The sequence below is a fragment of the Streptosporangium saharense genome, assembly GCF_014203715.1.
Taxonomy (GTDB): domain Bacteria; phylum Actinomycetota; class Actinomycetes; order Streptosporangiales; family Streptosporangiaceae; genus Streptosporangium; species Streptosporangium saharense.
In genome coordinates this window covers 101,302-113,267 of sequence record NZ_JACHJP010000007.1, presented here as the reverse complement: position 1 = coordinate 113,267, position 11,966 = coordinate 101,302, and the positions used below count along the sequence as shown (strand labels likewise).

General features: G+C 67.9%; 13 protein-coding genes. 9 read left to right on the top strand and 4 right to left on the bottom strand.

All coding sequences use genetic code 11. The annotated features are described in order from the left end of the window. Window positions 1-111 precede the first annotated feature (111 nt). Entirely contained in the window at window positions 112-1,110 is a 999-nt protein-coding gene (locus tag FHS44_RS28020; RefSeq protein WP_184719981.1) for an ABC transporter substrate-binding protein, read from the top strand. A gap of 18 nt (window positions 1,111-1,128) precedes the next feature. On the opposite strand, the gene cds1 is transcribed toward FHS44_RS28020, so the two are convergent. Continuing rightward, the gene (gene cds1, locus FHS44_RS28015) at window positions 1,129-2,205 is read right to left on the bottom strand and encodes an L-cysteine desulfhydrase Cds1 (protein WP_184719979.1); all 1,077 of its coding nucleotides are present in this window, start codon (window positions 2,203-2,205) and stop codon (window positions 1,129-1,131) included. A 282-nt stretch (window positions 2,206-2,487) separates the two neighbouring features. Between cds1 and FHS44_RS28010 the strand changes: the two genes are divergently transcribed. Further along, the gene (locus FHS44_RS28010; RefSeq protein WP_184720471.1) at window positions 2,488-3,075 is read left to right on the top strand and encodes a sigma-70 family RNA polymerase sigma factor; all 588 of its coding nucleotides are present in this window, start codon (window positions 2,488-2,490) and stop codon (window positions 3,073-3,075) included. Between the two features lie 7 nt (window positions 3,076-3,082). Here FHS44_RS28010 and FHS44_RS28005 read toward each other — a convergent pair whose 3' ends face one another. After that, the gene (locus FHS44_RS28005; RefSeq protein ID WP_184719977.1) at window positions 3,083-3,919 is read right to left on the bottom strand and encodes a DMT family transporter; all 837 of its coding nucleotides are present in this window, start codon (window positions 3,917-3,919) and stop codon (window positions 3,083-3,085) included. Between the two features lie 85 nt (window positions 3,920-4,004). Between FHS44_RS28005 and relB the strand changes: the two genes are divergently transcribed. The 7 genes from relB to fmdA all read left to right on the top strand — a co-directional run bounded on the left by relB (window position 4,005) and on the right by fmdA (window position 9,181). Next, window positions 4,005-4,580 carry a type II toxin-antitoxin system RelB family anti-toxin gene (relB, locus tag FHS44_RS28000; RefSeq protein WP_184719975.1) on the top strand — a complete coding sequence of 192 codons (576 nt, stop codon included), beginning with the start codon at window positions 4,005-4,007 and terminating at the stop codon, window positions 4,578-4,580. A 141-nt stretch (window positions 4,581-4,721) separates the two neighbouring features. Continuing rightward, window positions 4,722-5,027: a hypothetical protein gene (locus FHS44_RS27995; RefSeq protein WP_184719973.1), complete on the top strand. Its 306-nt coding sequence runs from the start codon at window positions 4,722-4,724 to the stop codon at window positions 5,025-5,027. Between the two features lie 27 nt (window positions 5,028-5,054). Further along, window positions 5,055-5,927, top strand: a complete 873-nt coding sequence (locus tag FHS44_RS27990; RefSeq protein ID WP_312863843.1) for a polysaccharide deacetylase family protein — start codon at window positions 5,055-5,057, stop codon at window positions 5,925-5,927. 30 nt (window positions 5,928-5,957) lie between these two features. Continuing rightward, window positions 5,958-6,593 carry a DUF2461 domain-containing protein gene (locus FHS44_RS27985; RefSeq protein WP_184719971.1) on the top strand — a complete coding sequence of 212 codons (636 nt, stop codon included), beginning with the start codon at window positions 5,958-5,960 and terminating at the stop codon, window positions 6,591-6,593. Window positions 6,594-6,789: 196 nt separating this feature from the next. After that, entirely contained in the window at window positions 6,790-7,068 is a 279-nt protein-coding gene (locus FHS44_RS27980; RefSeq protein WP_184719969.1) for an FmdB family zinc ribbon protein, read from the top strand. Window positions 7,069-7,191: 123 nt separating this feature from the next. After that, on the top strand, window positions 7,192-7,839 hold the full coding sequence (locus FHS44_RS27975; protein ID WP_184719967.1) for an AmiS/UreI family transporter: 648 nt from the start codon (window positions 7,192-7,194) through the stop codon (window positions 7,837-7,839). A gap of 94 nt (window positions 7,840-7,933) precedes the next feature. Continuing rightward, window positions 7,934-9,181, top strand: coding sequence for a formamidase (gene fmdA, locus FHS44_RS27970; RefSeq protein ID WP_184719965.1), 1,248 nt, complete (start codon window positions 7,934-7,936; stop codon window positions 9,179-9,181). A 133-nt stretch (window positions 9,182-9,314) separates the two neighbouring features. On the opposite strand, the gene FHS44_RS27965 is transcribed toward fmdA, so the two are convergent. Together FHS44_RS27965 and typA are read right to left on the bottom strand one after the other, a co-directional pair. Next, complete coding sequence (locus FHS44_RS27965; RefSeq protein WP_184719963.1) at window positions 9,315-9,545, bottom strand: DUF397 domain-containing protein; 231 nt, start codon at window positions 9,543-9,545, stop codon at window positions 9,315-9,317. A gap of 497 nt (window positions 9,546-10,042) precedes the next feature. Then, the gene (gene typA, locus FHS44_RS27960; RefSeq protein ID WP_184719961.1) at window positions 10,043-11,896 is read right to left on the bottom strand and encodes a translational GTPase TypA; all 1,854 of its coding nucleotides are present in this window, start codon (window positions 11,894-11,896) and stop codon (window positions 10,043-10,045) included. Between the last annotated feature and the right edge of the window lie 70 nt (window positions 11,897-11,966).

Genomic DNA, 11,966 nt, shown 5'->3' with positions numbered 1-11,966 from the left:
CGCCTGCCGGAGACCGGGACAGGGACCCTGATTGCCGGGCTCCGAACGAGTATGACAGTTTAGGCATGCCTAATCTAATTTAGGTATGCCTTACCTTGGGGGGACGTCCTGATGAGAAGGTTGCGCGCCGTGGCGCTCGGGGTGGTGGCGGCCGTGCTGTCGGCGGGGCTCGCCGCCTGCGGCACAGGCACGACGACCGCCACCACGGCGGGTTCCACGGACAAACCGGTGAGCGCGGAGGGCTTTCCCCGGACGGTGAAACACGCCATGGGGGAGACCACGATCCCGGCCAGGCCGGTGCGGGTCGTGGCCCTCGACCAGAGCTTCGTCGACGCGGTGCTCACCCTGGACACCGACGTCGTCGGGTTCACCACCTACCGGGCGATCGACGACAAGCTTCCCGACTATCTGACCCCGGTCCTCGGCCACGCCAAGGACGCCGTCTCGGTCGGCACGCTCGAACAGCCGAGCCTGGAGCGGATCATCGCCCTCAAGCCCGACCTGATCGTCTCGGCGAAGGTCCGGCACGAGGCGCTGTACGACAAGCTGTCGAAGATCGCGCCCACGGTGTTCAGCGAGACCACGGGGGCGATCTGGAAGGACAACCTCAGGCTCGTCGGGAAGGTCCTGGGCAGGGAGGACCTGGCGGAGAGCAGGCTCAGGGCCTACCAGGACCGCGCGGCCGCGATCGGCGCCTCCATCGGCAAGAAGGAGAACGGGATGCCGACCGTCTCGGTAGCCCGGTTCGCCGGGGAGCCGACCGTGCGCCTCTACGTGGAGAACTCCTACTCGGGCCTGGTGCTGAAGGACGTCGGCTTCACCCGGCCGAAGGACCAGCCGACCACGACCGAGACCATCGCGGTCGACATCAGCCAGGAGAACATCTCCCAGCTCGACGCCGACCACATCTTCGTGGCGGCCTACCCCGACCCGGGGGTCGCGCCGATCAGGAAGAAGTTCGAGGCCAACCCGCTCTGGGACCGGCTCAGGGGGACCAAGCACGACGTCGCCGACGTCGTCTGGATGACCGCGGTCGGCATCCAGGGCGCCCACGCCATCCTCGACGACGTCGCGAAGGTCTTCGGGGTCGATCCGGCCAGGACCTCCTGAGCGGGAAATGAGCGGATGTCAGGGTTCGGCGAGGAAGGACCTCAGCTCCTCCAGGTGAGGGGCGATGTCCAGGCCGTGTTCGGCCAGCCAGGCGTCGTCGCCGTAGGTGCAGCGGTAGCGTTCGCCGCCGTCGCAGATCAGGGTGACGACGCTGCCCCGCTCGCCTGCCTCGCGCATCTCCCGCAGGATCCGTACGGCCGCCGCCACGTTGGTGCCGGTCGAGCCGCCCACGTCGCGGCCGGTGACCTCGCGGACCCAGCGCATGGCCGCGATGGACAGGGCGTCCGGGACCTGGATCATGCGGTCGATCACGGTGGGCATGAACGACGGTTCGACCCGGGGGCGGCCGATGCCCTCGATGCGGGAGCCGGGGGCGGTCACCGTGTCGTCCCCGGCGCACCAGCCCGGATAGAAGGCGGACCCCTCGGGATCGACGACCGCGAGCCTGGTCTGGTGCCGCCGGTAGCGGATGTAGCGGCCGATGGTCGAGGAGGTGCCGCCGGTGCCCGCGCCCACCACGATCCAGGAGGGCTCGGGGTGGGGCTCCATCTCCATCTGCTGGAAGACGCTCTCGGCGATGTTGTTGTTGCCGCGCCAGTCGGTGGCCCGCTCGGCGTAGGTGAACTGGTCCATGAAGTGGCCCCCGGTCTCAGCCGCGACCCTGCGGGACTCCTCGTAGATCGTCCCGGGGTCCCGGACGAGATGACACCTGCCGCCGTAGAACTCGATGAGGGCGATCTTCTCCGGGGACGTCGAGGCGGGCATCACCGCGACGAACGGCAGGCCGACCAGCCTGGCGAAGTAGGCCTCGCTCACCGCGGTCGAGCCGCTGGAGGCCTCGACGACCGTGGTCGAGGGCCCGATCCACCCGTTGGCCAGGCCGTACAGGAAAAGGGATCTGGCCAGGCGGTGCTTGAGTGAACCGGTTGGGTGGACCGACTCGTCCTTGAGGTAGAGGTTTACCCCCCAGTGCGTGGGAAGCGGGAAGACGTGGAGATGGGTGTCGCAGCTTCGATGGGCGTCGGCCTCGACGTGACGGATGGCCTCGGCCACCCACGAGCGGGTATATGGGTCATGCCTGTCCACGTATTCCATGCGTCCAAAAGTAGCGCCACCTGGGGATATGTGATGATGGACACAACCTCTACCATCTTCAGAGGGAGATGTTACGATAATGAGACTTGTCCGGCTGTAGGGCGTGTCGTGCCCGCCCTCGAAGCAGCCGACGACCAACCTCCTGACCAGGCGGAAGAGCTCTTAACGGCCCGCTTACGAGCCGCCTGCGAGCATTCGACAAGCCGCCGGAAAGGGCGTGTCGTGCCTGTGCCGGACGGTGGTGGGGGGAATCAGTACAAGGGGGAAGAACACGTGATCACGATGACCGAAGAGCAGCGCCAGGACTGGTTCGAGCGCGACGTCGTTCCGGTCACCAACCAGCTCTACGCGTCCGCGATGCGTTTGACCCGTAACTCCGCCGACGCCGAGGACCTCGTGCAGGAGACGGTGGCCAAGGCGTTCACCTCCTACCACCAGTTCCGGGAGGGCACCAACCTCAAGGCGTGGCTGCACCGGATCCTCACCAACAACTTCATCAACGAGTACCGCAAGAAGCAGCGCTCTCCCAAGCTCTCGGCGACCGAGGAGATCGAGGACTGGCAGCTCGCCGCGGCCGAGTCCCACATGTCCTCCGGGCTCAAGTCCGCCGAGACCGAGGCGCTTGAGCAGCTTCCCGACAGCGCCGTGATGAACGCGCTGCGCTCCCTGCCCGAGGACTTCCGCGTCGCGGTCTACCTGGCCGACGTCGAGGGTTTCGCCTACAAGGAGATCGCCGAGCGGATGGGCACGCCCATCGGCACCGTCATGTCCCGGCTGCACCGTGGCCGCCGCCAGCTCAGGACGATGCTTGAGGACTACGCCCGCGAGGAGGGCGCCGTCCGCCTGCCCGAGCAGCGTCAGGCCGCCTGAGGAACGCTCATCCCGCGGCGATCAGCGCGACCGCCGCGAGGGTGAAGCCGATACCCGTCATCTGCACGACGTTGAGCCGTTCCTTCAGGACGTATCTGGCCAGCACCAGCGTGCTCGCCGGGTAGAGGGAGACCAGCACGCCGACCAGGCTCAGCATGCCGCGCTGCTGGGCGAGCATGAACAGCACGTTGGCCACCATGTCGAGGATCCCGGCCGCCAGGATGATCCGCAGCGCGCCGGTGCCGGGCCGCAGCGTACGGCCGGTGGCCAGGGCCAGCAGCGCGATGAGGCCGATCGAGGAGAGCCGCGCGCCGAACAGCGGCCACATCCCGGCCTCCTCGGGGGCCTGCGCGAGCAGGACGAAGAAGCCGCCGAACCCCGCGCCTGCGGCCAGCGAGGTCAGCAGCGGCCCGTAGCCGCCCTCGGAGGCGCTCCGCGAGGAGTCACGGCTGACCAGCAGCACCGCGACCAGCGCCAGCGCCACGCCGCCGAGCGCCGTCGGCTCTGGCCGCTCACCGGTCGCCAGGCCGTACAGGACGGGCAGGGCGGCGGAGGTGGTCGCGGTGGTGGGGGCGACGACGGACATCACGCCGGTGGCCAGCGCCCGGTAGAAGAGCACAAGCCCGGCGGCGCCGGAGACACCCGCCGCCATGCCCCAGGCGAGCGCGGGAGCCGTGGGAACGCCGGGCAGCAGCGGCATCAGCGCGACCACCAGGGCGAGTCCGGCGCCCTGGGAGAGCACGACCACGGCCATCACCCGCGACCTTCGGGTGGCCAGGCCGCCGAAGAAGTCGGCGGTGCCGTACACCACCGCGCAGAGTGTGGCCAGGGCCACCGCGATCATCACTCACCTCGGTTCAATGGATTGCACTGTTAGAACAATATATGAGGTGCAAAATAGTGCAAACATAGTTCACTAGACTGGACTCATGGATCCCGAGACGATCACCGCGGCGGTCGCCAACAACGTGCGGGCCCAGCGGGCGCACCGGCAGATGACGCTCGACGAGCTGGCGGCCCGCTCCGGGGTGAGCCGCGGCATGCTCGTCCAGATCGAGCAGGGGCGGACCAACCCCAGCATCAACACCCTCACCCGCATCGCCGACGCCCTCGGGGTCACGGTCGCGCGCATGGTCGAGGTCTCGGACGTGCCCGCGGTGCGGATCGTCAACGCCGCCGACGTCGTCACCTTCCCGCACGGGAAGGCCAGCTCCGCGCGGCTGCTGGTCGGCACCGACGCCCCCTCGATCCTGGAGCTGTGGGACTGGCGCCTGGCCCCCGGTGACCACCACGACGGCGACGCCCACCCGCCGGGCACCAGGGAGATGCTCACGGTGCTCGAAGGGGAGCTGACCCTCTCGGTGTACGGCGGCAGCCACGTCGTGGGGGTGGACGACGCCGTGGTGTTCCGCGCGGACCGGCCACATCGCTACGCGAACAACGGGCAGGTCCCGCTCAGGTTCACGATGGTGGTGACCGAGCCCAAGGTGACGCCTGACCAATAGTGGGGAACCGGTGTCAGCGGACGACACGTGATCGCATCATTACCCCATGTCGCTTTCGCTGTCGCCCGCCGGTGTGCTTCCACCGGCCGAAGGGCGCGTGCCCCGGCCGTGCGCTCCGCCCTCCCGCGGGGGAGGCGCCGGGTGAGCGAGCACGCCGAAGCGATCGCCAGGCTCCGCGCCGACCTGGCCGGACTCGGGGTCACCGGCGCCTACGAGGTCGGCGACGACGGCACCCTCTCGGTGTGGATCGGGCTCGTCGTTCGCTTCCGGGATGGTTTCTACCGGTGGCAGGAAGGCCAGGTGAAACGTCGGCATCTGGGCACGGATCCGAAAGGATGCGCCATTCGCGTGGCGCGTCGCTATGGGGAACTCCAGGCAGATGTCCCATCCTGGTGGGACGAACTGGCCAGGAGTCTGCGGGGGGACGTGGCCGGAGACTATCCGTGACCCCGGCCGGCCTGGCGGGGGGAAGACGTGTGGCGATGGCTGGTCTTCACCGTGGTCGTCCTGCTGGGGGTCACGAGCTGTGAGCCTCCCGTCGCGCTTCTGAGCGACAGGGGTGATCCGTCCCCGTCCGTCTCCCGGCCGCCCGAGCCCTTCCCGCTCTTCGACCCCGAGGAACTGGCCGACAGGCTGGTCGCGATCCAGCGGCAGTGGCCGAGGAACAGCCTCCCCAGACCGCCCGCGGCACGCGGGGTGAACTGCGCGCGGACCAGGTGCGTGGCGCTGACCTTCGACGACGGGCCGGGGCCGTACACCGGGAAGCTGCTCGACATCCTCGCCGGGCACCAGGCCAGGGCCACCTTCTTCGTGCTCGGCAGGATGGTCGCCGAGGACCGGGGGGAGAACGTCCGCAGGATGGTCGTCGAGGGACACGAACTGGGCAACCACACCTGGGACCACCTTCCGCTCACCCAGCTCACGGAGAAGGCGATCAGGTTCGAGCTGACCAACACCCAGAAGATCGTCAGACGGCTGGCCGGGGTCAAGATGACGATGATGCGCCCGCCGTACGGCTCGACGGGGAAGCGGGTCGCGGCGGAGGCCTCCCGGCTCGGGCTCGCCCAGGTCCTGTGGAGCGTGGACACCCTCGACTGGCGCGACCGCGACACCCGGATGGTCACCCAGCGCGCCACCCAGGCCACCCCGGGGGCCATCGTCCTCATGCACGACATCCACGCCACGACCGTCGAGGCCGTGCCCGCGATCCTGGCCCAGTTCACCCAGCGCGGCTACACGTTCGTGACGCTCTCGGAGCTGTACGGCGTGCCCCGGCTGGTGCCCGGCAGGGCCTACACGAGCATGGGCGACGGGATCAGGGGGACCTCCTCCGCGGAGATTCCGTAACCGTCGTAGGCGCCTGGCACGATGGGCCGCATGGGTTTCAGCGGCTTCCCCGACGAGGGTCTTGTGTTCTACGAGGGTCTTGAGGCGGACAACTCCAAGACCTACTGGACGCGCAACAGGCGGGTCTACGAGGAGGCGGTGCGGGCGCCGATGACCGTGCTCGCCGAGGAGCTGGCGGCGGAGTTCGGGCAGGTGCGGCTGTTCCGTCCCAACCGCGACGTCCGCTTCTCCAAGGACAAGTCCCCCTACAAGACGCACCAGGGGGGTTACGCCCCCAGGGGCGAGGCGATCGGCTTCTACGTCCAGATCGACGCCGCGGGGCTGCTCGTCGGCGGCGGGCTGTACGCCGCGCAGGGCGGGCAACTGGCCCGTTACCGCCAGGCGGTCGACGAGGAGACCAGCGGGGTGCCGTTCGAGAAGATCGTCACCGAGGCGCGCCTCGCGGGCTACGCCATCGAGGGCGACCGTCTCAAGACCCGGCCGAGGGGCGTCCCCGAGGACCATCCCCGGCTTGACCTGCTCCGGCACAGGTCGCTGCACGCGAGCCGCCGTTTCGAGCCCGAGGCGTGGATCCACACCCCCCGAGCGGCAGCGCGGGTGCGGGAGGTCTGGCGCGACCTCACCCCGCTGGTCGAGTGGCTCGCCGACCACCTTCCCGCCGACTGACCGGTTCAGGGCTCCGTATTTCCTTGGTCTTGGTTCGTTTACGGCCCTGACCGCCTTCGACCGGCTGTCCGGCGTTTCGCGCCTCCGGCCCCTGACTGGACCCTTGACAGTCTGACCGGATTTCGGATAGTCCGGAAACATGGATCCGGGTCATTGCTGATTCGCGATGCCACCAGCCGGAGCGGGGGAGGCGCCAATGGCGACCTACGAGTATGTCTGCCGGGACTGTGGATACTTCGACGTCCGTCTTCCGATGGGAACCGCGCCGTCCGAGTACGGCTGCGCCACCTGCGGACACGAGGCCCGTCGCGTCTACTCCCCGCCGAACATCTCCTGGGTTCCCCCGGCGCTGGCGGCCGCGTTCGGCCGTGAGGAACAGAGCCGGGACACGCCAGAGGTCGTCACCACGCCGTCGCCGGGACGGCGGCGTTCCCAGCCACCCCACCCCGCTCTGGCGCGCCTGCCCCGGCCGTGAGGCCGGTGGATTGGGCGAAGGACAGCGAAGGCCGGGCACACATGGCCCGCGCCGCCGTACGGCGTGCTCGCAGTGTCTGCCGAGTGCCTGACGAGCGCCTGACGTGGGACAGGGGGTGTGGCAATGGCGACCGTGGGACTGCTTTACGTCGGCGCGGTGCTCTTCATCAACGGGATGATGCTGCTGGGAAAGATAGACGCGCGGGCGGCGGCCATCTTCAACCTCTTCGTCGGGGCGATGCAGGTGGTCATCCCCACCGTGTTGATCATCACCGCGAACAACAGGGCAGACGTGATCCTCGGCGCCTCGGGGCTCTTCCTGTTCGGCTTCACCTACCTCTACGTGGGCATCGGCCTGCTCGGCGGGTTCGACACCACGGGGGTCGGCTACTTCTCGCTGTTCGTGGCCATCATGGCGCTCGGCTTCTCCTACGCCAACTTCAGGATCGCCAATGACAAGCCCTTCGGCGTCATCTGGCTCTACTGGGCGTTCCTGTGGCTGCTGTTCTTCCTGCTGCTGGGGCTCAAGCGTGAGCACCTGACCGTCTACACGGGCTGGGTGACGGCGATCCAGGGCTGGGTGACGGCGGCCATTCCGGCCTTCCTGCTGCTCACCGGCTACTGGCAGAACTGGAACCAGAACCTGCTGGCCATCCTGCTCGCGGTGTTCGGCGTGGTGGTCTTCGGCGGGCTGTGGGTGCTGACGCGGAGACAGCGGGCGCTTCCCGGCGGCACCGGTCGCGCGGGAGGGGAGACGGCGGCGGCTCACTAGACCCGAGCGCACATGCGAGAGCTCCGAAGGAGGTGAGGTGGCCTGAACATCCGGCCAGCACGCACATCTCAAGGGACTCAAGGGAGGAGTCGTCATGCCGAAGGTCGTCTTCAGCGTGGATCAGTCGAAGCCGATGAGCCAACAGCAGGTGCCCGGGCACAACCGGTGGCACCCGGACATCCCCGTGGCCGCCATGGTCAAGCCGGGGGACGTGTTCCGTGTCGAGTGTCGTGAGTGGACCGACTCGCAGATAGGCAACAACGACTCGGCGAACGACGTGCGGGACGTCGACCTGTCCTACGCGCACATGCTCAGCGGACCCATCGGGGTCGAGGGGGCCGAGCCGGGAGACCTGCTGGTCGTCGACATCCTGGACCTGGGCCCGGTCCCGCAGGAGACCGGTGAGGTGCCGGGACAGGGCTGGGGATACACCGGCATATTCGCCAAGGCGAACGGTGGCGGCTTCCTGACCGACTACTTCCCCGACGCCTACAAGGCGATCTGGGACTTCAACGGCATATTCGCGTCGTCCCGTCACCTGCCCGGCATCAGGTACGCCGGAATAACCCACCCCGGCCTGTTCGGCACGGCACCGTCGGCCGAACTGCTCGCGAGCTGGAACCGGCGGGAGCAGGCGCTCATCGACACCGACCCCGACCGGGTCCCGGCGCTCGGCCTGCCGCCGCTCGCCGACCACGCCCTCGCCGGTCAGGCGACCGGTGACGTGGCGACCAGGATCGCCCGCGAGGGAGCACGTACCGTGCCCGCGCGCGAGAACGGCGGCAACCACGACATCAAGAACTTCACGCGCGGGGCACGCGTCTTCTACCCCGTCCACGTGAAGGACGCCAAGCTCTCCGGCGGCGACCTGCACTTCAGCCAGGGCGACGGTGAGATCACCTTCTGCGGGGCCATCGAGATGGGAGGCTTCATCGACTTCCACGTGGACCTCATCAAGGGAGGCATGGAGAAGTACGGCGTCAGCACCAACCCGATCTTCATGCCCGGCAACGTCGAGCCGCGTTACTCGGAGTTCCTGTCGTTCATCGGCATCTCGGTCGACCACGACACCAACACCAACTACTACCTCGACGCGACCGTGGCCTACCGCAGGGCGTGCCTCAACGCCATCGAGTATCTCAAGAGGTGGGGCTACACCGGCGAGCAGGCCTACCTGCTGCTCGGCTCTGCGCCCATCGAGGGCCGCATCAGCGGCGTCGTCGACATCCCCAACGCCTGCTGCTCGCTCTACCTGCCCACGGAGATCTTCGACTTCGACGTGCGCCCGACCAAGGAGGGCCCCGTCAAGGAGAAGCGCGGTCAGTGCGCGGTCTCGTCCTGACCCGGTGACCCGGAAGGGGCGCGGCGCGTCTCTTCCGCCAGGAGAGTCCTCCGGCGATGGGGCCGGGGGACTCTCCTTGTGCCTGGCGGTCCTTTCTCGGTCTCGCCCGGGAAGCCCCCGGCCACGGGCGAGGTCAGCGGTCGAACGCTGAGGTCTTCACGCCGTTGACGAAGGCGCGCCATCCGGGGGAGCTGAAGTAGAGGACGGGGCCCAGCGGGTCCTTGCTGTCGCGCACGACATGGGTGGCCTCCCGCTTGTGCTCGGGCCGGTGCGTGGCGCCGTCGAGTTCGGCGACCTCGACGCAGTCGCCTCCGTTGGGGCTGCTGAAACTCGACTTCCGCCACTGGAGATTGCTCAGGTCCATTTCTCCTCTACCATTCTCTTGATGCTGTCCTTTGGCATGCCGGTGATAAACCCGGAGGAAGGCAGCCCCAAAAGACCGCACTGCCCCCTGGCCCTTCGGACGGTTCAATGATGATGCGGTCGCAGACGCCGTTCTCATCACGTTACCCCGGTTTCGCCGCCGGGGGTGGCGGTATTCACCGTTCCAGCAGGTACGGCCTCGCGGCGGGATCAGGCGACATGGATTTCCGGAGAAAAACACGAGGTAGGTAACCGATCACTTCCGGTACGGCGGAGCCCGTTATCGAGTGGTTACCTGGAACTCCCGACATTTGAATCCGCGCACGTGGAAGGCCGTGTGTCCGGTAATCACAAGCGGAATTCGCGGCGGGGTGCGAAAAGCCGTGGGCCGTGGAAAGAGGGAATGGCGGTTCGCGTGGGGTTGGTGGAACCCGTGTGGCGCGGGGAAAAGGAAAAGGGCGCCCCGCCGTACGGGAACGCCCTTCTCTTCGGGGTTTCTCAGTTGCCGCGCTTGGCGCGGGCCGCGCTCCTGCCGCGGGTGGCGGCGTCGAGAACGACCTTGCGGATGCGCACGTTCTCCGGAGTGATCTCCACGCACTCGTCCTCGCGGATGAACTCCAGCGCCTGCTCAAGGGAGAGCTGACGCGGCGGGATGACCTTCTCGGTCTCGTCCGCCGTGGAGGAGCGCATGTTGGTGAGCTTCTTCTCCTTGGTGATGTTCACATCCATGTCGTCGGAGCGGGAGTTCTCGCCGACGATCATGCCCTCGTAGACCTCGGTGGTCGGCGAGACGAACAGCACGCCGCGCTCCTGGAGGTTCAGCATCGCGAACGCGGTCACCGGGCCCGAGCGGTCGGCGACCAGCGAGCCGTTGTTGCGGGTGCGCAGCTCGCCGAACCACGGCTCGTAGGAGTCGAAGACGTGGTGCACCAGGCCGGTGCCCCGGGTCTCGGTGAGGAACTCGGTCCTGAAGCCGATCAGGCCACGCGCCGGGACCACGAACTCCATCCGGATCCAGCCGGTGCCGTGGTTGGTCATGTGCTCCATGCGGCCCTTGCGCACGGCCAGAAGCTGCGTCACCGCCCCGAGGTACTCCTCGGGGCAGTCGACGGTCAGCCGCTCGACCGGCTCGTGCACCTTGCCGTCCACGACCTTGGTGACCACCTGGGGCTTGCCCACGGTCAGCTCGTAGCCCTCGCGGCGCATCTGCTCGACCAGGATGGCCAGCGCCAGCTCACCACGGCCCTGAACCTCCCAGGCGTCGGGACGGTCGGTCGGCAGGACGCGCAGCGAGACGTTGCCGACGAGCTCCTTGTCGAGCCTGTCCTTGACCATGCGGGCGGTGACCTTGGAGCCCTTGACCTTGCCGACCAGCGGCGAGGTGTTGGTGCCGATGGTCATCGAGATCGCGGGCTCGTCCACGGTGATCAGCGGCAGCGGGCGCGGGTCCTCGGGGTCGGCCAGCGTCTCGCCGATCATGATGTCCGGGATGCCGGCGATGGCGATGATGTCGCCGGGACCCGCCTCCTCGGCGGGCTTGCGCTCAAGCGCCTCGGTCATCAGCAGCTCGGTGATCTTCACCTTCTGGATGCTGCCGTCGGTGCGGCACCAGGCGACCTGCTGGCCCTTCTTGATGGTGCCCTGGTGGACGCGGCACAGCGCGATCCTGCCAAGGTAGGAGGAGGCGTCGAGGTTGGTGACGTGCGCCTGCAGCGGGGCGCTCGGGTCGTAGGTCGGCGCGGGGATGGTCTCCTTGATGACCTCGAAGAGCGGTTCGAGGTCGTCGGAGTCGGGCATCCCGCCGTCCTCGGGGCGGTTCAGCGAGGCGCGCCCGGCCTTGGCCGAGGCGTAGACGATCGGGAAGTCGATCTGCTCCTCGGTGGCGTCGAGGTCCATGAAGAGCTCGTAGACCTCGTCCACGACCTCCTTGATGCGGGCGTCGGGGCGGTCGACCTTGTTGATGCACAGGATGACCGGCATCTTGGCGGCGAACGCCTTGCGCAGCACGAACCTGGTCTGGGGCAGCGGCCCCTCGGAGGCGTCGACCAGCAGCACGACGCCGTCGACCATCGACAGACCACGCTCGACCTCGCCACCGAAGTCGGCGTGGCCGGGGGTGTCGATGATGTTGAGGGTCATGCCGCTGTGCTTGACGGCGGTGTTCTTCGCGAGAATGGTGATGCCCTTCTCGCGCTCAAGGTCGTTGGAGTCCATCACACGGTCGTCCACGTCCTGGTTCGCGCGGAAGGCTCCGGACTGCCAGAGCATGGCATCCACGAGAGTGGTCTTGCCGTGGTCGACGTGCGCGATGATCGCGATGTTCCGCAGGTCGTCGCGGCTGTTCAAAGGCATGTTTGAGTCTCACTCTGTGATCGTGGAAGCTGGCCGCGGACCGTGCGGCCTCTCTATTTTAGTTGATCCG

Coding starts and splice junctions, on each gene's coding strand:
- FHS44_RS28005 (WP_184719977.1), bottom strand. CDS start 3,919: ATGATCGCGGTGGCCCTGGCCACACTCTGCGCGGTGGTGTACGGCACC.
- FHS44_RS27965 (WP_184719963.1), bottom strand. CDS start 9,545: ATGGACCTGAGCAATCTCCAGTGGCGGAAGTCGAGTTTCAGCAGCCCC.
- FHS44_RS28020 (WP_184719981.1), top strand. CDS start 112: ATGAGAAGGTTGCGCGCCGTGGCGCTCGGGGTGGTGGCGGCCGTGCTG.
- typA (WP_184719961.1), bottom strand. CDS start 11,896: ATGCCTTTGAACAGCCGCGACGACCTGCGGAACATCGCGATCATCGCG.
- FHS44_RS27975 (WP_184719967.1), top strand. CDS start 7,192: ATGGCGACCGTGGGACTGCTTTACGTCGGCGCGGTGCTCTTCATCAAC.
- FHS44_RS27985 (WP_184719971.1), top strand. CDS start 5,958: ATGGGTTTCAGCGGCTTCCCCGACGAGGGTCTTGTGTTCTACGAGGGT.
- relB (WP_184719975.1), top strand. CDS start 4,005: ATGGATCCCGAGACGATCACCGCGGCGGTCGCCAACAACGTGCGGGCC.
- fmdA (WP_184719965.1), top strand. CDS start 7,934: ATGCCGAAGGTCGTCTTCAGCGTGGATCAGTCGAAGCCGATGAGCCAA.
- cds1 (WP_184719979.1), bottom strand. CDS start 2,205: ATGGAATACGTGGACAGGCATGACCCATATACCCGCTCGTGGGTGGCC.
- FHS44_RS28010 (WP_184720471.1), top strand. CDS start 2,488: ATGACCGAAGAGCAGCGCCAGGACTGGTTCGAGCGCGACGTCGTTCCG.
- FHS44_RS27980 (WP_184719969.1), top strand. CDS start 6,790: ATGGCGACCTACGAGTATGTCTGCCGGGACTGTGGATACTTCGACGTC.